At 72.8% G+C, this 21443-nt stretch carries 17 protein-coding genes; 9 read left to right on the top strand and 8 right to left on the bottom strand.

The window, feature by feature from the left end:
- The first annotated feature begins 38 nt into the window (after positions 1-38).
- The 8 genes from ACFVU7_RS13585 to ACFVU7_RS13550 all read left to right on the top strand — a co-directional run bounded on the left by ACFVU7_RS13585 (position 39) and on the right by ACFVU7_RS13550 (position 12404).
- Positions 39-2789, top strand: a complete 2751-nt coding sequence (locus tag ACFVU7_RS13585) for an AAA family ATPase (protein ID WP_388045113.1) — start codon at positions 39-41, stop codon at positions 2787-2789.
- Between the two features lie 418 nt (positions 2790-3207).
- Positions 3208-3945 (top strand): alpha/beta fold hydrolase, encoded by a 738-nt coding sequence (locus ACFVU7_RS13580; protein ID WP_388045112.1) that lies wholly within the window; start codon positions 3208-3210, stop codon positions 3943-3945.
- A gap of 63 nt (positions 3946-4008) precedes the next feature.
- Positions 4009-5262: an extracellular solute-binding protein gene (locus tag ACFVU7_RS13575; protein WP_388045111.1), complete on the top strand. Its 1254-nt coding sequence runs from the start codon at positions 4009-4011 to the stop codon at positions 5260-5262.
- The gene (locus ACFVU7_RS13570; RefSeq protein WP_388045110.1) at positions 5234-6157 is read left to right on the top strand and encodes a carbohydrate ABC transporter permease; all 924 of its coding nucleotides are present in this window, start codon (positions 5234-5236) and stop codon (positions 6155-6157) included. Before ACFVU7_RS13575 ends, ACFVU7_RS13570 begins: the two co-directional genes overlap by 29 nt.
- A 19-nt stretch (positions 6158-6176) precedes the next feature.
- Positions 6177-6995 (top strand): carbohydrate ABC transporter permease, encoded by an 819-nt coding sequence (locus tag ACFVU7_RS13565; protein WP_388045109.1) that lies wholly within the window; start codon positions 6177-6179, stop codon positions 6993-6995.
- 119 nt (positions 6996-7114) lie between these two features.
- Positions 7115-8071, top strand: a complete 957-nt coding sequence (locus ACFVU7_RS13560) for a helix-turn-helix domain-containing protein (protein ID WP_388045108.1) — start codon at positions 7115-7117, stop codon at positions 8069-8071.
- A 432-nt stretch (positions 8072-8503) separates the two neighbouring features.
- The gene (locus ACFVU7_RS13555; RefSeq protein WP_388045107.1) at positions 8504-9430 is read left to right on the top strand and encodes a ribosome-inactivating family protein; all 927 of its coding nucleotides are present in this window, start codon (positions 8504-8506) and stop codon (positions 9428-9430) included.
- 214 nt (positions 9431-9644) lie between these two features.
- On the top strand, positions 9645-12404 hold the full coding sequence (locus ACFVU7_RS13550) for an AAA family ATPase (RefSeq protein WP_388045106.1): 2760 nt from the start codon (positions 9645-9647) through the stop codon (positions 12402-12404).
- Between the two features lie 223 nt (positions 12405-12627).
- On the opposite strand, the gene ACFVU7_RS13545 is transcribed toward ACFVU7_RS13550, so the two are convergent.
- Positions 12628-13407, bottom strand: a complete 780-nt coding sequence (locus ACFVU7_RS13545) for an AraC family transcriptional regulator (protein ID WP_388045105.1) — start codon at positions 13405-13407, stop codon at positions 12628-12630.
- Positions 13408-14184: 777 nt separating this feature from the next.
- Here ACFVU7_RS13545 and ACFVU7_RS13540 point away from each other — a divergent pair.
- A complete protein-coding gene (locus ACFVU7_RS13540; protein WP_388045104.1) occupies positions 14185-14586 on the top strand; it encodes a YccF domain-containing protein in 402 nt (133 codons plus the stop codon).
- Between the two features lie 78 nt (positions 14587-14664).
- Here the strand turns inward: ACFVU7_RS13540 and ACFVU7_RS13535 are convergent, their stop codons facing one another.
- From ACFVU7_RS13535 to ACFVU7_RS13505, 7 genes are all read right to left on the bottom strand, one after another.
- Positions 14665-15096: an SRPBCC family protein gene (locus ACFVU7_RS13535; RefSeq protein ID WP_049656735.1), complete on the bottom strand. Its 432-nt coding sequence runs from the start codon at positions 15094-15096 to the stop codon at positions 14665-14667.
- A 64-nt stretch (positions 15097-15160) separates the two neighbouring features.
- Positions 15161-16792, bottom strand: a complete 1632-nt coding sequence (locus ACFVU7_RS13530; protein ID WP_388045103.1) for an AMP-binding protein — start codon at positions 16790-16792, stop codon at positions 15161-15163.
- 141 nt (positions 16793-16933) lie between these two features.
- Positions 16934-17173, bottom strand: coding sequence for a chaplin (locus tag ACFVU7_RS13525; protein WP_079272115.1), 240 nt, complete (start codon positions 17171-17173; stop codon positions 16934-16936).
- A 98-nt stretch (positions 17174-17271) separates the two neighbouring features.
- The gene (locus tag ACFVU7_RS13520; protein WP_388045102.1) at positions 17272-17637 is read right to left on the bottom strand and encodes a hypothetical protein; all 366 of its coding nucleotides are present in this window, start codon (positions 17635-17637) and stop codon (positions 17272-17274) included.
- Positions 17634-20204 carry an Hsp70 family protein gene (locus ACFVU7_RS13515; protein WP_117487068.1) on the bottom strand — a complete coding sequence of 857 codons (2571 nt, stop codon included), beginning with the start codon at positions 20202-20204 and terminating at the stop codon, positions 17634-17636. The genes ACFVU7_RS13520 and ACFVU7_RS13515 overlap by 4 nt, the downstream gene beginning before the upstream one ends.
- A 31-nt stretch (positions 20205-20235) precedes the next feature.
- Positions 20236-21012: a nucleotide exchange factor GrpE gene (locus ACFVU7_RS13510; protein WP_388045101.1), complete on the bottom strand. Its 777-nt coding sequence runs from the start codon at positions 21010-21012 to the stop codon at positions 20236-20238.
- A complete protein-coding gene (locus ACFVU7_RS13505; RefSeq protein ID WP_049656716.1) occupies positions 21009-21431 on the bottom strand; it encodes a hypothetical protein in 423 nt (140 codons plus the stop codon). Before ACFVU7_RS13505 ends, ACFVU7_RS13510 begins: the two co-directional genes overlap by 4 nt.
- Positions 21432-21443 lie beyond the last annotated feature (12 nt).

Raw genomic sequence — 21443 nt, 5'->3', positions numbered from 1 at the left:
CGACTCCGGTCGGCGTGGGTGGACGGGAAGAAGCTCGAATGGCAGGGTCAGGCGGTCCGCTGTCCCATCGCGGTCTGCGCGGCCGCGAGGCCGAGCTCGCACGGCTCCAGGCGCTGGTCACCTCGGTGGCCGGCACCGGCAGTGGCGGACTGGCCCTGATCCAGGGGGAACCGGGCATCGGCAAGACCACCCTGCTCGCCGAGGCCGTCTCCCGGGCCGCCGCGGCGGGGTTCTCCGTGGGCCTCGGCAAGGCCGACGAGCTGCACCACATCGTGCCGTTCTCGTCGTTGGCGGCCAGCATCCTGCAGGGCGACCGGCCGCTGCTGTCCGGCGACGACCTCGCCGATCTCGCCCGCAACCACGACCAGCGGATCTGGCTCGTGGAGCGCCTGGCGGAGGCGATCGAGGCCCGGGCCGCCGACGCCCCGGTGCTGATCGGTCTGGACGACGTGCAGTGGGCCGACGCACTGAGCCGGTTCGCCCTCCAGCAGTTGCCGGCCCGCCTGCGGACCTCGCCGGTCCTGTGGATGCTGACCGGGCGCCGCGAGCCCGCGGGCCCGGCGGAGGAGATCGTGGCGGCGGCCGCCGCCGGCGACCTTCCGACGGTCACGGTGTCCCTGGGCCCGCTGTCCGGCGCGGCCATCGGCCAACTGACCGACGACACGCTCGGGCCGGCGGTCGACCCGTGGGTGCGGGACCTGCTCGACGGCGCCGGCGGCAACCCGTTCCTGGCGGTCGAGATGCTGGCCGGACTGCGGGCCGCCGACGCCGCGCAGGACGTCGTACCCTCCCGGCTCGTGGTCGGCGTGCGCGGCAGGCTCCGGTCCCTGCGGCCCGAGACGCTGTGCTTCCTCCAGATGGGCGCGGTGCTGGGCCGCCGGTTCGGCTTCGACGACGCCGCCGTGCTCTGCGACCGCCCGGCCGCCGCCCTGCTCCCGGCGCTCGAGGAGGCGGTGCGCGCCGAGCTCCTGGACGACGACGGCGACCACCTGGTCTTCCGGCACGATCTGCTGCGCCAGGCGGTCTACGCCGACATCCCGCCGTCGGTCCGCAAGGCCCTGCACCGCGAGGCCGCCCACCGCCTGGTCGCCGCGGGTCGACAGCCGGCCGACGCCGTGCCGCACATCCTCCGGGGCGCCGTGCCCGGGGACGAGGAGGCCGTGGCGCTGCTGCGGCGAGCGGCCGACGACGTGCTGGCGGTCACCCCCGGCCCGGCGGCCGACCTGATGCTGCGCGCCCTCGAACTGACCCCGGCGGCAGGGGCGTTGAGGTTCGAGGTGGGCGAGCAGACGATCCTGTGCCTGACCCGGGCCGGCCGCGACCGCGAGGCGCTGGAGACCGGTGACCGGCTGTTGGCCGACCGGCCGCCACTGGAGACCTTCGGCCGGCTCCAGTCCGCCCTGGGAGGGGCGCTGTGGACCATGGACCTCGCCGACGAGCTGCGCCGCCGGGCCGAGGCCGCGCTCGCCGCCGGCGGCTCCGCCCCGGAGATCTGCGCACGGCTGGCCGCCCTGCGCGCCCTGGCCCTGTCCCGGGGCCGCGACCTGGCCGCGGCACGGGAGGCCGGCGAGACCGCGCTGCGCACCGCCACCGAGATCGGCGACCGGGAGGCCCACGTACTGGCCCTGTCGGGGCTGGGCGAGATCGCGCTGAACGCGGGGGACAACACCGTCGCACTGGAGCGCTTCGCCGCGCTGAGCGCCATCGACTCCGCCTTCCTCCCCGAGGAGGTCGTCGCACACGTGCACATGGACGACTTCGCCTCCGCCGAGCGCCTGCTCCTGCGGGCGGCGGACCGGGGCGGTGCCGTGCGTCAGGCCATGCTGCTGTGGGCCCAGGGCCAGCACGACCTGGGGCTCGGCCGGCTCGACGACGCCGAGGCCGGCTTCGTGACCATGGAGCGTCTGGAGGACGAGGTTCGGGTGCCCGTCCAGCAGCTGAACGGCCGGGTGATCCGCTCCCGGATCGCCCTGCTGCGCGGCGACCGGGAGGCGGCCGGGGAACACCTGCTCGCCGCCCGGGAGCACCTGGCCGTCAAGCCGAACCCGGGCAACACGGCCGCGGTGCGCTTCCTGGAGGCCGTCCACGCCGAGGCCGACGGGGACGTCGCACTCGCCGTCGACCGGATCCGCCGGGTGCAGGAGCAGGGGCCCTTCATGCGGTGGCGGCTGCTGCGCGACTGGGTCGACGCCGCGGTCCGGATGTCCCTGCGCGGCGGGGAGCAGCGGCTCGCCGAGGACCTGACCGCGCAGGCCGAGGCCCACGCCGGACGCAACCCGTCCGTGCCCACCGCCACCGGCGTCGCGGCACAGGCCCGCGGGCTCGTACGGAACGACCCCGCCGTGCTCGAACAGGCCGTGGACCTGCTCGGGGCGAGCCCCCGCCCGCTGACCCGGGCCGCCGCCCACGCCGATCTCGGCCGGGCCCTCCTTGCCGCGGGGCGACGACGCCGGGCGGTGGCCGCGCTGGCGCAGGCGCGGGACGCGTTCGCCGAGTCGGGCGCCCACGCCGCGGCGGCGCAGGTCCGACGCGTCCTGGAGGGCGACGGGGCCGACACCCGCCGGACGGCGACCGTGCGGCGCCCCGTCCAGGGCTGGGGTGCCCTCACGGCCTCGGAGGAGAAGGTCGCCCGCCTCGTCGCCCAGGGCCACACCAACAGGTCGGCCGCCGACGTGCTGGTGGTGTCCCCGCACACCGTCAACACCCATCTGACGTCCGTGTTCCGCAAGCTCTCCATCGGCTCCCGGGTCCAGCTCGCCAACCTGGTCGCGTCCCTCCCCGAGGCCTGAGGGGCATCAGGTGGGTCACGGACAGCGGGGGCGGCGTCGCGGCGGGAGCCGGTGGGCCGCCCCGGGCGCCGTCGCGGCCCCTGGAGACGGGGCCGGGGTCGGCGGGGCGGAGCTGAGTCGTTTCGGCACGGTCTTCTCGGCGTCTCCGGAGTAGTGGTCGCTCAGGTCACTCGCGGCACGAGGCTAGAGCCGCCCCGCCGCCGGGTTCGTCCGACCGCGCACCGCCGTTCGCCCGAGAGCGCACAGGCCGTCCCGGTCGTCGCCCGGGATCGTCGAGCAGCCCGCGCTCGGCCGCCGGACGGTCCGCCAGGGCTCGGCACGCCTCCTTGGTACGTTCACGCGATGCCCCGCCACGGCCGGACCGGCTTGGCTGGGACTCCCCCTGTCCCGCTCCGCCGCCCAGTCGAAGGCCATCGGCATGCACAGACCCACCCCCGTTCCACCGACCGTCGTCCTGGTGCACGGGGCGTTCACCGACGCCTCGACCTGGTCGGAGGTCATCGGGCCGCTGCGCGCCGCCGGTCTGACGGTGCATGCCCCCGCCAACCCGCTGCGCGGCCTGGCGCAGGACGCCGCGTGCGTCCGGAGCCTGCTGCGCCGGCTCGGCACCCCCGTCGTCCTGGTCGGCCACGGGTACGGCGGCGCGGTCATCACCCAGGCGGCCGACGACTCCGACCAGGTGGTGGCCCTGTGCTACGCCGCCGCGTTCGGCCTCGACGCCGGCGAGTGCGTGCTGGACATCACCGACCGCTTCGCCCCCTCCCCGCTGGCCGACGCGACCGTCACCACCACCCTCCCCTCCGGGGCCGGCAGCGAGGTGTCCATCCACCCGGAACGGTTCCGGCAGCTGTACGCCGACGACCTGTCACCCGCGGCCGGGCAGGCGCTCGCCGCGGCACAACGCCCGATGGCCCGCGGCGCGCTGACCGACCGGTCGGGCTCGCCGGCCTGGGCGGACAAGCCGTCCTGGTACGCCATCGCGACCGCCGACCGGATGCTCAACCCCGCCGCCCAGCGCTTCATGGCCCAGCGCATGGCGGCCACCGAGTACGTGCTGGACGCCTCGCACGCCCTCCCGCTCTCGCGGCCCGAAGCCGTGGTGGCGATGATCCGGGAGGCCACCGGGCACGCCACGGGTACTCCGGGGGGTGTTTAATGTTCGTTCGAACGGAGGAGTCCGATCGGACCCCGCCCCCGAGCACCCGGCAAAGGCACCAGCATGATCTCACCGGCCAGATCGTCGGCCCGGCGGATCGCCGCCCTCCTGACCGGGCTCCTCCTCCTGGTGCCGGCCGTCACCGGGTGCGGTGGCCCCACCGGCTCCGGGCAAGCCGGGGGCGAGGTCACCGCCATCACCGCGCTCGACTACTACACCGACCGGACCGAGCACGCCCAGTGGGGCGACCTGCTCACCGCGTGCGGGCGGACGGTCGGGGTCCGGGTCGAGCAGACGAGCGTCCCGGGGGCGTCCCTGATCCCCAAGGTCCTGCAGCAGGCGTCCTCGCGGACCCTCCCCGACCTGCTGATGCTCGACAACCCCGACCTGCAGCAGATCGCCCGGGCCGGCGCGCTGACCCCGCTGGACGGCTACGGCATCGACGCCGACGGCTTCGCCCCGGGCATCGCGTCCGCGGGCAGCTACCAGGGCAGGCTGTACGGGCTGGCCCCCAACGTCAGCACCGTCGCCCTGATCTACAACAAGGACATGCTCGCCGAGGCCGGCCTCGCCGTCCCGCGGACCTGGGACGAACTGAAGGCCGCCGCGGCCGCGCTGACCCGTCCCGGGCGCTACGGCATGGCGGTCGACGCGAACGCCACCTTCGAGGGCACCTGGCAGTTCCTGCCCTTCCTGTGGTCCAACGGCGGTGACGAGCGGCGGTTGGACACTCCCGAGGCCGCGCAGGCGCTCCAGCTCTGGGTCGACCTGGTGAAGAGCGGGTCCATGTCGAAGTCGGTGCTGAACTGGACCCAGGCCGACGTCCACGACCAGTTCATCGCCGGACGGACGGCCATGATGATCAACGGCCCGTGGCGCGTCCCCGCCCTGGAACAGGATGCGGGCCTGCACTGGGGAGTGGCACCCGTACCCGTCCCCCGTCCGGGGCAGACCCTGGTCACCCCGCTCGGCGGAGAGGTATGGACGGTGCCGCAGAACCCCTCCAAGGCCCGGCAGGAGAAGGCCGCCCAGGTCCTCGCCTGCCTGAACTCCCCCTCGAACATGCTCACCGTGGCCCGGGATCACCACACCGTGCCCTCCCGCACCGCGGTGGCCGCACAGCACGCCGAGGAGAACCCGTCGGTGGCCGCCTTCGCCCAGAGCGTGACGGCGGCGCGCGCCCGTACCAGCGAGCTCGGCGTCGAGTGGCCCAGGGCGGCGACGGGGATCTACACCGCGATCCAGTCCGCGCTGACAGGCGAACAGACACCGGAGGAAGCCCTCGGCCATGCGCAGCAGACCGCCGCGGGCCGCTGACCCGTCGCCGGTCCGGCGCGGGGAGCGATGGACCCGGTGGCTCTTCATCGCGCCCGCCGCGGCGTACCTGCTGCTGTTCTTCGGCTACCCGATCGTCGACAACCTCGTGACGGGCTTCCAGCAGTACACCGTCACGAGCTTCTACACCGGTGACGCCCCGTTCACGGGCCTGCGGAACTACGCGGCGGTCCTCTCCTCCTCCGCCTTCCCCCGGACCCTGCTGACCACGGCCGTGTTCACGGCGGGCTCGGTCCTGGGGCAGTTCGCCCTCGGCCTGGCCTTCGCCCTGTTCTTCCGGCGCCGCTTCCCGCTCGGCGGCGTGCTGCGGTCACTCCTGCTCCTGCCGTGGCTGCTGCCGCTGGTCGCCTCCGGAACCGTCTGGAAGTGGATGCTCGAGCCCGACACCGGAGTCGTCAACACGGTGCTGCGCGGCCTCCACCTCACGTCGTCCGGCGTTCCCTGGCTCACCGGCACCTCCCAGGCGCTGCTGTCGGTGGTCCTGGTCAACATCTGGGTCGGCGTCCCCTTCAACACCGCGATCCTGTACGGCGGTCTGCAGGACATCCCTCCGCACCTGTACGAGGCGGCGAGGCTGGACGGCGCCGGTCCGCTGGCCTCGTTCCGCCACATCACCTGGCCGCTGCTGCGGCCGGTGGTCCGCGTGGTGCTCGTGCTGGGCGTCGTCTACACCGTCAAGGCCCTGGACGTCATCCTGGTGGTCACGGGCGGCGGGCCGGCCGGCGCCACCGAGACCATCGCCACCCAGGCCTACGAACTGTCCTTCCGGCAGTTCGACTTCGGGCGCGGCGCGGCGATGGGCAACCTGCTCATCGTCCTCTCGCTGGCGTTCGCCGTCCTCCACCTGCGCGCCGACCGTCGCGCCCGGACCGTCTGACCGTCGGAGAGTCGCTCCCGTGAAACGCCCACCCGGCCGTGGCGGCCCGCTGTCCACCCTCGTCGGGATCGTCCTGCTCGCGCTGATGCTGTTCCCCGTCTACTGGATGGTGAACGCCTCCCTCCAGCCGGCCGGCAACACCCTGCGCGGAGGTTGGTTCCCGCTCCACCCGGACCTCGGCGGATACGCCACCGCACTGCGCGACCAGGGGCGCAACCTCGTCACCAGCCTCACGGTGGCCCTCGGCAGCGCGCTGCTCAGCCTGCTGCTCGCCGCACCGGCGGCCCACGCGCTGGCCCGGTTCCGCCTGCGCGGCACCAGGGTCGTGCTCCTGGGCGTCCTGACCACCCAGGCGGTGCCGGGCATCGTGGTGGCCAACGCGCTCTACGGCGCCTACAACGACCTGGGGCTCCTGAACTCCCGCCTCGGGCTGGTCCTCGCCGACTCCACCGCCGGCGTCCCCTTCGCGATCCTTGTCCTGCACTCGTTCATGCGGAGCATCCCCGAGGAGATCGTCGACGCCGCGCGGGTGGACGGCGCCGGCCGACTGCGCGTCTTCCGCTCCGTGGTGCTCCCGTTGAGCCGGAACGCGCTGATCACGGCCGGCGTCTTCACCTTCCTCCTCGCCTGGAGCGACTTCCTCTTCGCCCTCACCCTGACCACCACGGACACCGTCCGGCCGATCACCCTGGGCGTCTACCAGTACCTCGGCGCCCACACCGACCGCTGGAACGCCGTCATGGCCACCGCCGTCCTGGCCTCCGTGCCCGCCGCCGTCCTGCTCGTCGCCGCCCAGCGCCACGTCACCGGCGCCGCCACCGGTGCGGCCGAGAAGTGAGGCCACCCCCGATCTACTAGGTTCACGCGATGTCCCGCCCCGGGCCCGCTGGCATGGTGGTCCGGACGGCGCAGCGGTGGACGGGGCCACCGGTGGCCGACCGACCCGAGAGGAACCCGGTGCCCGCATCTCTCTCCACCGCGCGACTGTCCGCCTCCGACCGGGCGGAGAGCTGGCACGAGGCGGTGTCCCACGCCTTCGTGCCGATGGCCGTGGACCTCCTGGAGGAGGTTCCGTCGCCCGGGGCGATCGTCGGCCACCAACTCGGCCCGATCCGGATACTGCGGGTCCAGGCGGGGCCGCAGGTGGTGACGCGCACCCGGCGCATGCTCGCCGACGACGGTCCCCCGTCGCTGATCCTCAGCCTGCAGGAGCGCGGCAGGGCACTCAAGGAGCAGGACGGCAGGGAGTCCGTCATCCGGCCGGGCGAGTTCTCCTTCACCGACACCTCCCGGGTCTTCCGCAAGAAGATCGAGGAGGGGTTCGTCTTCACCTCCTTCCACTTCCCCCGCGCGGAACTGGACGTCTCGGAACGGGACCTCCGGGCACTGACCGCCACCTCCTTCAGCGGCGCCGAGGGCAGCGCCGCCCTGGTCGCCACCTACCTCTCCCGGATGGCGCGCGAGGCGCGGGTCCTGGACGAGGCCGTCGGCCGCCGGGCCGCGACCACCGCACTCGACCTGCTGGCCCTCCTCGTCGACGACCGCTCCGTCCGCTCCCGCCGGCAGGCCCCGCGGAGTACGGCCTCCCTGGAACGGGTCAAGGACCACATCCTGCGCAACCTCCACGACCCGGACCTCCGCCCGTCCACCATCGCGGAGGCCAACTTCATGTCGGTCCGGTTCCTCCACAAGCTCTTCCACCTCGAAGGCACCACGGTCAGCAGCTGGATCCGCGCCCAACGCCTGGAGCGCTGCAGCCGCGACCTCCTGCGCCCGGTCGCCGCGGAACTCGGCATCGCGGGCATCGCCCGCCGCTGGGGCTTCGCCAACTCCAGCCACTTCAGCCGCGCCTTCCGCGCCGCCTACGGCATGCCCCCCAGGGACTGGCAGCTCGGCAACAACCCGGCACGGTGACCCCCCGCCGGCCGCTCCACCGGGCTTGACCGTCAGTGCCCATCACTGTGCCGACTCTGCACCTCTCCGGAGGCCCGATGCCGAACGCGCGCGTTCGGGCGTGGGTGTTCTCTCCGAACGACGGACCCGGACTTCCGCCCCACCTCCCTCACGTCGAAAGGACTTGACTGTACGTCATATACCTTTGACACCAAGCGAGTTGACGGCCGAAGCGCCGCGCCGTGGCGCTCCCCCGCATCCCCACCGTCGACCCGGCCGGACGCCCGGCCCGTCCGGCCGAAGGCCGCCCGTACGGGCCGATCGACCCGCCCCGGGCGCGCCCCGCCGCGTGGCACAGTGCTGTCCGGAAGAAGAACCGCGGCGCCCGAACGGCGCCGCTCCCGGACCGGACGGACCGTCAGTCCGTGGGTCCGGCAAGCGAGAGAGAAGACGATGAAGAGGCACACCACCGTCCGCGCACGGCTCCGTTCGGTCCTCCTGGCAGGCGTGGGCCTGGGCATGGCGCTCACCGGCGTGCTCGGCGCGGCCGGAACCGCCGAGGCCCGCACCGAGTGGCGCCACATGTCCCACGTGTGGTTCGACCTGTCGGACAGCCCCAGCGACAACGAGCGGATGCGGTACTCCAACTTCCTGGGCAGCCTGCGGGCGGCGGTGGCGGGTTACAACGTGCAGGAGACCCAGCTCGAGGACGTCGGTCTCGTCCAGGTCTCGCTGAGCGCACTCGACGACCACGACCAGCGCCACCGCACCGACATCTGGATCAACCCCTCCAACCTCTACGTGTGGGGCTTCTCCAACGAGCACGGCGACACCTACCAGTTCGGCGACCTCAACGGTGCCCTGCAGGCTCGGATCTCGGAGACCACCGCCCCGGCGCCGCCGGTCAGCCACAACGTCCAGACCCTGAACTTCGGCTCGAACTACAACTCGCTGGCCGGGGCGGCCAACCGGAACCGGGAGAACACGCCCATCAGCTGGCGCGACGTGCGGGGCTCCATCCTGCAGCTGGCGATCGTGACCAACCCTTGGGAACAGCGCCAGGCGACCGCCCGGTCACTGAGCCTGATGATCCAGACCCTGTCCGAGGCCGCCCGGTTCAACGACGTCGAGGGCACCTTCCGCGCGGCGATGACCGACTGGAGCGTGCGGACCCTGCCGATCCAGCAGCAGGCGCTGGAGAACAACTGGGACGCCCTGTCCCGCTTCTACACCCGTGTCTCGTCGGGTCAGAACGCGACCGCGGTCGAGGTTCCGACCGTCGGATGGGTCGACAACCTCGGCACCCTGCGCCGGTACGTGCAGATGACCATGGGCGGCCCCCACACCGACAACGGGGACTGGAACCACGACGAACTCTGACAGGCCCGCCGGCCTGTCGACCCGCCCGCCGCCTCCATCCGTACCGCGGTCCACGACCGGGTGGAGCTCCGGCGGGCACGGTTCCTTCCTTGACCTGGGGTTATGTTACCTTCGGGCCGTAAGGCGAGGGTTGTTCTCAGCCGAGTGAAGGCATGTCGGGACGCTGGTCCCCGGGGTGAAGTCATCCGCACCCGAGTGAGCCGACGCTCTCGCGGTGGTGACTCCGGACGGGGACGTGTTGTACGGGCGTGACGGCGAACTGCGGTTCCTGTCCGACTTCCTCTCCCGCTGCTTCGACGGGGCCGGCGACGCCCTGCTGCTGCGCGGCGAGGCCGGCATCGGGAAGACCGCCCTCCTCGGCGCGGCCCGGGAAGCCGCCCTCGCCCGTGGCGGCCGGGTCCTGTCGGCACTCGGCGTGCAGTCCGAAGCCTCCGTTCCCTACGCCGGACTGCACCAGCTGCTCGCTCCGGTCCTGCCCGACCACGCTCCGTCCCTCCTGGAGCCCCAGCGGCAGGCCCTGTACGCGGCCTTCGGCATGAACGACGGCGCCGCGCCGGGGATGTTCTCCGTGGGGCTGGCCTCGTTGGAGCTGATCAGCAGCCTCGCCGACGAAGCCCCCGTCGTCCTGCTGATCGACGACGTGCAGTGGATCGACCGGGCGAGCAGCGAGGTGCTCGCCTTCGTCGCCCGACGGCTCGAAGGCGAGCGGGTCGCCCTGCTCACGGCCGTCCGCGAGGGCCAGGAGAGCGTGCTGAACGACGCCGGCCTGACCGAGATGCAGCTCCACCGGCTCGACGACGACGCGGCGGCGGCGCTCCTGCGGGCACGCACGCCCGGGATCGACCCTTCCCTCGGTCAACGGATCCTGGCCGAGGCCGCCGGCAATCCGCTGGCCCTGGTCGAACTGCCGACGGTGCCGCGCGGGGACGGGAGCGTCCCGCCGGCACTGCTGCCGCTGGTGCCGACCACCCGCCGCCTGGAGCGGTCCTTCCTCGCCCGCGCCTCGGACCTGCCCGAGCTCACCCGGACCGTCCTGCTGGTCGCCGCCGCCGACGACGGCGCCGACCTCGCGGAGATCATCGAGAGCGCGAAGGTCCTGGTCGGCGGCGACCTCTCGGTCACCGCCCTGGAGCCCGCCGTCGACGCGGGGCTGCTCGAGCTCCGCGGGCACGAGGTGCACTTCCGCCACCCCCTGGTCCGCTCGGCCCTCTACCATGCCGCCAACCCGTCCCGTCGGCTGAGCGCGCACGCGGCACTGGCGAAGGCCATGGCGGGGCAGCCCGAACGCAGGGCCTGGCACCGTGCGGCCGCGACCCCCGGGGCCAACGACGACGTGGCACTCGACCTCGAACAGGCCGCCCTCAGAGCACTGACCCGGGGCGCCCCGCGGGCCGCGGCCGAGGCGCTGCGGCAGGCCGCCCTCCGCAGCCTCCCCCACACCCACCGGGGCCGGCTCCTCCTGCGCGCGGCAGAGATCAACTTCGAACTCGGCGAGGCCGCCACGGCACGCCGGCAGCTCGCCGAGGCACAGTCCGCGGAGCTCCGGACCGCGGAGAGGCTGCGCCTCACCCTGTGGAGCGAGGTGCTGAACCACGAGAGCTGGCTCGGGCCCGAGCGGGTGAGGGCATTCGCCGACGTGGCGGACCAGCTGGCCGGCACCGACAGTGAGGGCGCCGCACTCGCGCTCAACGCGCTGTGGCCCCTGTCCATCAGGTGCTGGCACGACAACCCGACGCAGGAGACCCGCGACCTCTTCGTCCAGGCGGCACGGCGGCTGCAGCGGCACGACAGCGACCCGATGGCCCTGTCCGTCGCCGCCCTGGGCGACCCCGTCGGTCAAGCGGCCCGGATCATCGACACGACCACCCGGATCGCCCCGGGGGCCGTGGACGACCCGGCCGAACAGCACGCCCTGGGCTCGTCGCTCACCGGGATCTGGGCGCTCGACCTGTCCTGGCCCTACCATGACGCCGCCGTCGACGGCCTGCGCCGGCAGGGACGCCTGGGACTGCTCGGCGAAGCCCTGGTGTGCCAGGCCTGGGCCGCGCTCCACCTCGGCAAACACCGGCTGGCGCACACCGCGGCGGACGAGTCCCGGCGGCTCTCCCGCGACACCGGCCGATCCCTGTGGGCGTGCGCCGCCGACCTCGTACTGGCCACCCTGGCGAGCGAACGCGGGGAGTCCGACACCGCGGACGAACTCATCCGGGGGGCCGAGGCGGAACTGCTCTCCGCCGGAGCGCACTCGATGCTCGGATTCGCCCAGTTCGCCAAGGGGCGTCACGCCATGGCCGACAAGCTGTACAACGACGCCTACGAGCAGTTGACGCGGGTGCTGGATCCGGCCGACATCACCTACCACCCGGTCCTGGGCCTCTTCGGCGCCGCGGACCTCATCGAGGCCGCGGTCCGCACCGACCACACCGACGAGGCCGCGCACCATCACGCCCGGCTCAGCGCGCTGGCCGAGAAGACGACCGCCCCGCTCCTGAAGGCCATGGTCACCCGCACCCGGCCCCTGGTCGTCGCCCCCGACCTGACGGAGGCCTCCTACGTACAGGCCCTTGACGACAGGACGCTGGTCAACTGGCCTTTCCACCGAGCACAGTTGCAGCTGTCCTACGGTCGATGGCTGCGCCGCCGGCGCCGCATCCTGGAGGCCCGACGGCCCCTGCGGGCGGCCGTGGAGAGCTTCGACGCGCTGGGTGCCACCGTCTTCGCCCAGGACGCGCGGTCCGAACTGCGCGCGGCGGGCGAAGCCGTCCGCCGGGCCGCACCGTCCACCGCGGACACCCTCACCCCGCAGGAACTCCAGATCGCCAGGATGGCGGCGACCGGGATGACCAACCGCGAGATCGGAACCCGACTGTTCATCTCCCACCGCACGGTGGGCCAGCACCTGCGCAGCATCTTCCAGAAACTCGACATCACCTCCCGCGGCCGGCTCCACCTGACCGACCTCGGCGGCGAATAGCGACCCCGTCAGACGTTGTGGAGGACGGCGCGAAGAATGTCGGCGGCAGGCGTGATGGCGTCCGACCCTCAGGAGGGCATCGGAGCCGTACCTTGTTGCCACGCTATGTCGCCGGACGTGGGGCGCTGTGCCAGAAGTGCACACGCCCGCCCCCACAGCGCACACGCCGATCGGGGCTCCTGCCAGGACGTTTGCGGCCCGCACCCGCGGCGACGGTCCGTGGTCACGACAGGGCCTGCCATTCGCTGGGGCTCATGCCGTACTCCTCCCGGAAAATGCGGCTGAAGTGCGATGCGCTGACGAAGCCCCAACGGTTCGCCACCGCCGAGACGGCGATCCTGCGGTTCGGTGTGCGCCTCAGGTCGTTCCTGCAGGATTCCAACCGGCGCTGCCGCAGCCACTGACCCACCGTGATGCCCTCGTGCTGGAAGATCTTGTGCAGGTAGCGGACCGATATGTGGTGGGCGCGGGCGATCGAATACGGCGACAGGTCCGGATCCGTCAGGTGCTTCTCGATGTGGTTCTGGATCTGCGCGAGCAGTTCGCCACGGGGAACCGTCGAAAGGTCTCCTCCCTCCGTCTGGAGAAGTTCCATGACAAGGACGACGAGCAGATCCACGGTGGTGCGGGTGAGCCGGTGGAGGGTCTCGGGCCTGTGGTCCCGCCCCCCGCTGGTGAGCTCGGCCAGACAACTCGACACCAGTGCACCCAAGCCGCTGCCGCCTCCCGAGACCATTCCCGTGAGGCGGTCGCAGTCCGTTTCCGACAGCTCCAGAAGGCAACGGGGCAGGCGAAGGAAGGCGATCCGGCCGCCATCGGCGAACCTCGGGGAGCGAGACCGGCCCGGATCACAGAAAACCAGGTCGCCCGCCTTCAAGGGGATCTCGTCACCATCCCTGCTGATCATCACCGAAGCGTCGATGGTCAGTGCCAGATGGAGGAACTCCTCATTCCTCAGAGGCATCGGGGAGACGGCCTGGGTGTGCCAGGACATCGTCGTCATCGAGTTTCTCCCGTCGAATCACGGCCCGGAAAGCAGCAGGACCCGCGCATCCATCGCGCGGTCGAGGCCGGCACCCGCCTCGACGGCTCGGTCGCGAGCGAGTGCGACGGCGGGCAGGGCACACGGCCGTTCCCGGCGTCAGGACATGCCGCCGCAGGCGGCCTCATGCACCTCACTGTGGCAGGGAGCCTTGCGCACAGGCATGCGTCACATGACCGTCGACACGACGATGCGCCCGGCCGCCTGGCGGGCGCGCCCCCCGACGGCAGCCGGCCCGACGCCGTCGTGGCCCTTCGCGAACTCACCGGCCCGCACCGACTCGACCGTCAGCGTCCTCGGCTGTGCGGGTCCCGCACGGTGGTGGACGTGCGGCGGCGAGGCTCGGCGTTCCGGCGCGGGTTGGCAGGTTCGGGTTCCAGCCTTGTGGGCCGACTCCTGCCGAACTCCTCGGGCGTCCCCCAGGCCGACAACGGGGACCGGAGCCACGACGAACTCCGACGGCCCTGCGCCGACCGCGGCCGGGCCCCGGCCGGAGAGGGTCCCCGGCGGGAAGACCGGGTGCGGCACGCGAAGCCCTACCCGGCGAGGGCTCGCGCGCCGCCTCATCGCCAGGGGCCACGCGGTCGTGCGGTCCGTCACCGTCTCCCGAGGCGGCAGCCGCTGGGACTGCCACCCGGACCGGTCCCTGAGGAACGACCCCTAAGGGCGTAGACACGCGCACCGGCGGGCATGGCACGGTTGCAGTGCAACGTCATCAGCCGTGAGAAGGTACCGAGCATGAGTGCAGTGAAGTTCATCCTCAATGTCATCTGGTTGATTTTCTGCGGCATTTGGATGGCTCTTGCCTACGTGCTCGCCGGAATCATCTGCTGCGTACTGATCATTACCATCCCGTTCGGGATCGCCTCCTTCCGGATCGCCGGCTTCATCCTGTGGCCGTTCGGGCGGACGGCGGTGGAGCGGCCGGACGCCGGGCCGGCGTCGTGCGTCGGGAACGTGATCTGGCTGGTCTTCGCCGGCTGGTGGCTGGCGATCGGGCACCTGATCACCAGCATCCCGCTGTTCCTGTCGATCATCGGCATCCCCTTCGGGTGGGCCAACCTGAAGATGATCCCGATCTCGCTGATGCCGCTCGGCCGCGAGATCGTGCCGACGGACCGGGAGTGGGGCGCGCGGTAACCGGAACGGACCTCGACGGCCGGCGAAGGGCAGCAACCCTCGCCGGCCGTCCGCGTTCGCGCACGGGGGGGGCGAGCGTCAGCGGCCGAGGCGGGACTCCAGGGCGCGCAGGTCCGCGGTGAGGGCGGACCGCACCGGGCGGGACATCAGCGGGCCGGCCAGGCGGAGGCCGCCGCGGACCCGGATGCGGGCGAAGGTGCCGGTCCGGGTGGGCTCGAAGGTGTAGGTGACGCGCATGGGCATCGGCCCGGCGACGGAGACCATGTCGAGCACCGTCGGCGGGTCGTGGCGCGACACGCGCAGCACGTACGAGAAGGACCGGCCCAGGAAGTGCGCGGTCCGGGTGACCTCGGCGCCCGCGCCGAAGCCGCCGGTGTCGGCCTCCCGGGTGAGGGTGGCGCTGCGGATGCCCCGGGTCCACTCGGAGTCGTGGCGCCAGTCCATCGCGTAGGCGGCGACCGTGGCGGGCGGGAGGGGGATCAGGCGTTCCACTGTGACGTCGAGCATGATCACACTCTCCCGCCGGGCGGGCCGACGCGCTCCCCGGACTCGCCCGGGCGGAGGCGCGCCCCGGTCAGAGCCCCAGGATCCGCTGGGCCTGCGCCCGCATCTCGACCTTGCGGATCTTCCCGGTGACCGTCATCGGGAACTCCTCGACCACGTGCACGTAGCGCGGGATCTTGACGTGGGCGAGCCGGCCGGCGCAGTACCCGCGGACGGCCTCGGCGGTGAGCGGCTCGGCGCCCTCCCGCATCCGGATCCAGGCCATCAGCTCCTCCCCGTACTTGGCGTCGGGGACGCCGATGACCTGGACGTCGAGGATGTCCGGGTGGGTGTGGAGGAACTCCTCGATCTCGCGCGGGTAGAGGTTCTCGCCGCCGCGGATCACCATGTCCTTGATCCGGCCGGTGATGGCGAGGTAGCCGTCCTCGTCCATCACCGCGAGGTCCCCGGTGTGCATCCAGCGGGCGGCGTCGACGGCCTCGGCGGTGCGCTCCGGCTCGCCCCAGTAGCCGAGCATGACGGAGTAGCCGCGGGTGCAGAGCTCGCCGGTTTCGCCGCGCGGGACGGTCCGACCGGTGGCCGGGTCGACCACCTTGACCTCCAGGTGCGGGCCGACCCGGCCCACCGTGGCGACCCTCCGCTCGACCGGGTCGTCGACCCGGGTCTGGGTGGAGACCGGCGAGGTCTCGGTCATGCCGTAGCAGATGGAGACCTGCGCCATGCCCATCCGCCCGATGACCTCCTTCATCACCTCGCTCGGGCAGGGCGAGCCGGCCATGATGCCGGTGCGCAGGCTGCCGAGGTCGTAGCGCTCGAAGTCCGGGTCGGCCAGCTCGGCGATGAACATGGTCGGCACGCCGTACAGCGAGGTGCAGCGCTCGGCGGCGACGGCGGCCAGGGTGGCGCCGGGCTCGAAGGAGGGGGCGGGGATGACCACGCAGGCGCCGTGCGAGGTGGCGGCGAGATTGCCCATCACCATGCCGAAGCAGTGGTAGAACGGGACCGGGATGCAGATCCGGTCCTGCTCGGTGTAGGCGAGCAACTCCCCGACGAAGTATCCGTTGTTGAGGATGTTGTGGTGGGAGAGCGTCGCGCCCTTGGGGAAGCCGGTCGTCCCGGAGGTGTACTGGATGTTGATCGGGTCGTCGGGGGCCAACTCGCCCTGCCGTTCGGCGAGTCGGGCCGGGTCGGCGCGCCGTCCGGCGGCGGTCACCGCGTCCCAGTCGGGGCCGCCGAGCAGCAGGACGTGCTCCAACTCCGGACAGCGGGGCCGCACTTCAGAGATCATCCCGGCATAGTCGGAGGTCTTGAAGCGCTCGGCGGCGACCAGTAGCCGGATGCCGGCCTGGTTCAGCACGTACTCCAACTCGTGGGCGCGGTAGGCCGGGTTGACCGTGACCAGGATCGCGCCGAGCTTGGCGGTGGCGTACTGGGTGAGCGTCCACTCGGCGCAGTTGGGGGCCCAGATGCCGACCCGGTCCCCCTTCGCGATCCCGAGTTCCAGCAGGCCGAGCGCCAGGGCGTCGACGTCGGCGGCGAGTTCGGCGTACGTCCAACGGCGGGCGGTGGCCCGGTCGACCAGGGCGTCGCGCCCGGGGAAGGCGCGCACCGCGCGGTCGAGGTTCTCCCCGATGGTGTCGCCGAGCAGCGGGACGTCCGAGGTGCCGGAGGCGTAGCTGCGCGGGGTCGGCGTGGTCGGCACGGGCGGGCTCCCTGGGGACGGCGGTGCGGGACGGGGTCCATGGTCGCGGGCGCCGGCCCCGCGCCGCCACCCCCGAACGGGGGTACGGACACGGCGCTGGGGCCGCCCGTCACGGTCGACGGACGGCCCCAGCGCGCGGGGTCACTTGTTGATGCAGGTGTTGCCGAACGCCGGGTTGAGGAGCCCGATGATGTCGATCGAGTTCCCGCAGACGTTGGCCTCCAGGTTGATCGGGACCTGGATCACGTTGCCGGACAGGATGCCGGGCGAACCGATGGCGGCCCCGTTGGCGGTGGCGTCGCCGGCGGACGCGGTGCCGGCCCCGGCGAGGACCGTCACCGCGGCGAGGGCGGTGGCGGCGAAGGTGGTACGCATACGCATTGCGTCACTCCTTGTGAGCAGAGCGGGTCGAAGTGTGACGATCACACCTCGCCCACGATCACAAGGGATGCGCTCCTCCGCACGCCGGATTCGCCCGTCTAGGGCGTGTCGCCCTCCCGACCCACCGGCTCCCCGGCCTCGGGGCCGGCGCCACCGAGCGATTCCAGCAGGTCCCGGGCCGGACGAAGGCCCGGCTCGGCCGCCACCGCGCGGTGCAGCAGCCCGAGGGCGAGCGGCCCCTCCCCGGCCGCCAGGGCCTCCAGTGCGCGGTTGTAGTCGATCCGTCCGGCGTAACGCAGCCGGAACAGCACGGACAGGTCCTCCCGGCAGGACGGGCAGCGCAGGGTCACCGGGTCCGCCGGAACCCTGCACAGCGGGCACGGCACCGGCGGGGCCTCAAGGGCCGCGACAGCGCCCCCGGCGCCCGGGACGGACACGGCGTCCACGGCGTCCACGGCGCTCATCGCGGCCCCGCCTCCTCCGGCCGGACCGGGCCGAGCGACTCCTGGGCCGGCTCGCTGCCCAGCTCCCGCTGCGCCTGCGCGTACAGGGCCAGCAGGTTCGACATGTGGGTGTTCACGTCCGCCATGTTGGGCGCCTCCACGGCCTCGTCCAGGCCGCGCAGCTCGGCCATGATCAGCTGGGCCAGGGCGGGCGAGACCATGCTCTGGGTCACGTAGATGTTGCACATGGTCAGCATCCGCATGGTGTGCCCGAGCGAGTCGCACAGCTCGTCCGCCTTGCGGGCCGAGCGCACCGCGCCGTCCCAGTCGGCGGCCTCCCGGCGCAGCCGCAGCTCGGCGGCCACCGACCGCAGCCGGTCCAGGTCGCTCGGGTCGAGGAGCTTCTCGCAGTAGTGGATGAACAGGCTCAGGTACGCCTCGGAGCCGCGCACCCAGCGCTGGGCCTTGAGCTGCTGCTGGGCCCGCTCCAGCGCCGCGTCCACCGACTGGCCGCGGGTCTGCCCGGCCGCCAGGTCGTCCAGGGTGTCCATCAGCCGCTGCGCCTCGCGCATCTCGGCCTCGGTCAGCTCGCCGCCCCAGCGGTCGGTGAAGGACTCGATCTGCCGCTGCTGCTCCTCCACCTGCACCTTCAGCTCCGGGTCGAGGGTGACCCGCTCCAGCTTGACGGTCTTCTCGGCGCCGCCCTGGATCCGCACCGACAGCGTGATGGTGCGGTCCCGGTCGAGGCCGAAGGCGACCTCCACCGGGGTACGGCCGCCCAGGCCCTCGGGCAGCCGCAGGGTGAGGTGGCCGATCAGCTCGTTCTGCTGGGCGATCTCGTGCTCGCCCTCGTAGACCGCGACCTCCAGCCGCTGCCGGCCGCTGCCGGAGACCACGAACTCCCGGCTGACCGGCGAACTCGTCGGGTAGCTGGTGTTCTTGGGGATGATGACGGCGAGGCGGCCGTCGTTCAGCTCGATGCCGAGGTTCTTCGGGGTGATGTCGAACGGGTTGGTGACCTGCGCCAGTTCGCCGCAGCCCGGGCAGACCTCGCAGCCCGGCGGGTTCACCAGGCCACAGGAGGCGCAGCGCAGGCCGACGTCCTCGGCGGCGGTGGTGGCCACCCTGGTGTGGCCCGGGGCGGCCGAGTTGAGCGGCTCGCCGCACAGCTCGCAGGCGGTGACGCCGGGGGCGGCCGGGGTGCCGCAGCGCGGGCAGTTGCCGCCGTGCACCACGGCGGTGGCCCGGGTGGCCTGCCGCGGGACCGTCCCGCCGCCGCCCGAACCGTCCAGCGCCTGCTCGCACTTGGGGCAGGAGGCCGCCCCGGCGTCGACCGGGAGGTGGCAGGTCGGGCAGGAGACCCGGTCGCCGCCGAGCAGGCCGGCGGCGCAGTTGGCGCAGTTGGAGGCGGACAGGTCGCCGGGGGCCCGGCACTCGGGGCACTCCACCTCGCCGACCAGCGCGGACTGCACGGCCGCGCCGAGCGCCACGCACTGCATCGGGTTGACGCCGCGCCGGATCCGGCGGGGGCCGAAGACCTCGCCGAGCCGGCGGGCGACCAGCGGGATCGCGGTCGAGCCGCCGACCAGCACCACCTCGTCGATGTCCCCGACGGTCAGGTTGGCCTGCATGATGGCCTTGTGGGTCAGCTCGATGGTGCGCTCGATCCGGGCCTCGATCAGCTCCTCGAAGCGGGCCCGCTCGAACTCCGTCTCCAGCACCAGCTGTCCGGCGCCCAGGCCCGGCAGGATGACCTCGGAGGACTCCTGATGGGAGAGCTCGATCTTGATGGTCTCGGCGGTGGCGGCGATCTTCGGACGGTCGCGCAGGTCGGGCTGGTACTCCGCGCCGTACTCCTCGCGGATGTCCTCCAGCAGCGCGGTGGTGATCCCCCGGTCGAAGTCGTCGCCGCCGAGCAGGTTGTCGCCCTCGATGCCGAGCACCGAGACCGAGCCAGGCACCAGCAGCAGGATGGAGATGTCGAAGGTGCCGCCGCCGAGGTCGTAGACCAGGACGGTCTTCCCCTCCTCGCCCGCCTCGGAGGTGATCCCGTAGGCGAGGGCGGCGGCGGTCGGCTCGTTGATGATCCGCAGCACGTGCAGGCCCGCCATCCGGCCCGCCTCCTGGGTGGCCGCGACCTGCCGCTCGCCGAAGTACGCGGGGACGGTGATGACGGCGCGGTGGAAGGGCTCGCCGAAGCGCTGCTCGGCGTCCTCCTTGAGGCGGTGCAGGATGATCGCGGAGATCTCGATCGGGGTGTACGAGCGGCCGTTGAACCAGACGTTGACGTCGCCGTCGGTGCCCGCGGTGACCTTGTAGTCCACCTCCTTCAGGGCCGCCTGGACCTGCGGGTCCTTGAACTTGCGGCCCATGAAGCGCTTGACCGAGCGGATCACGTTGGCGCCGTCGACGGCGATCCGGCTGCGCGCGGTGGAACCCACCAGCAGCTCGCCCTTGCGGCCGCTGCCGACCACGGAGGGCGTCGCCTCCTGGTTCTGCCGGTTGAAGATGATCTCCGGCTCGCCCCGGCGCAGGTGGGCGACCACGGAGTTGGTGGTGCCCAGGTCGATGCCGAGTGTGCGGTACATGTCGTTCCCCTCTTGCCCCTCGTGGTCCTGGCTACTTCTTGCGCTTCATCTGCCTGGCCTGCTCGGCCACGGCCTTGGCCCTGCGGCGGGCCCGGGGCGGGGCCGCCTTGGGCTGGGCCCGGGTGACCGGCGTGGCGGCTTCGGGTGCGTCGTCCGCCTCGGGTGTCTCGGGTGTCTCAGGCTTGACGGCCTCGGTGGCTTCCGTTGTCTCGAAGGCTTCGACGGTCTCGGCGGCCTCGGCGGCCCCGGCGGCCCCGGGCGCCTCCGGCTCGGCGACCGCGGGCTCCGGGTACGGGTCCGGGTACGGCTCCGACTCCGGTGCGGCGACCACCACTTGGGCCCGGCGCAGCACCTCGTCCCCCCAGAAGAACCCGGTCACCACCGTCCGCACCACCGTCTCCGGCGCCACCCCGGACCGGGCCTCGGTGCCCACGATCTCGGTCAGGTCCGGGTCGGCCGTCATGCCCTCCAGCCGCATCGGCCGCACCCTGGCCTTGGCGAGCTGCCCGAGCAGCCGGCGCCGGGTGGCCTCCAGGCCGGCGCCGCGCCCGAGCGCCACCAGCTCGCGGTCCAGGCCGAGGGCGGCGAGCGCGTCGTCCACCTCGACCAGGATGCCCAGCAGTTCGCGCTGCTCGGCCCGGGCTTCCTGCTTCTGCTCCGTCAGCTTGCTCCCCAGCAGGGACGCCCGGAAGAGCAGTCGGCCGAACGCCTGCTCCAGGTCGACGTCCTCGACGCCGGGCGGGATCTCCAACGGCCGGTGCCCATCGGCCAGGGCTTCGGCAGGTGCGTCGGTGGGTGCGTCGGTCATTCTGGGACCTCGATCTGCGGCAGCACGGACAGGTCCGCCGCGTAGCGGGCGGGGACGGGCGGTTCGGGGTCGGCGCCGCCGGGGGCGGGCTCGGTGAAGTCGGCGGCCAGCTCGGCCCGGTGGAGGGCGGGCAGGGCGGCGGGCGGCAGCGGCGGGCGCTCGATCACCAGGAGCGGCTCGACGAGTGCGGGGGCGAGCAGCTCGGCGGCCTGGTCGACCGGCTCCGGCGGGAGGGGCCGCTGGAGGTCCGCCTCCAAGCGCCGGTCCGGGTTGCGCAGCAGCGCGGCGGCCTCCTGGATCTGCTGCCGGGTGTACCGGCCGGCCCGCATCGCCGGTCCGACGGCGAGGTTGATCTCGCGCACGCCGGCCGTGAGCGGGATGCCCAGGACCTCGTACGGCGACGGTTCGTGCAGTGGCATGGCGGGAGGTCT

Origin of the sequence: Kitasatospora sp. NPDC058046, from assembly GCF_042885595.1 — a bacterium.
Classification (GTDB): domain Bacteria; phylum Actinomycetota; class Actinomycetes; order Streptomycetales; family Streptomycetaceae; genus Kitasatospora.
Note: the sequence above shows the minus strand (reverse complement) of the source record. Positions and strands in the feature narration are given on the sequence as shown.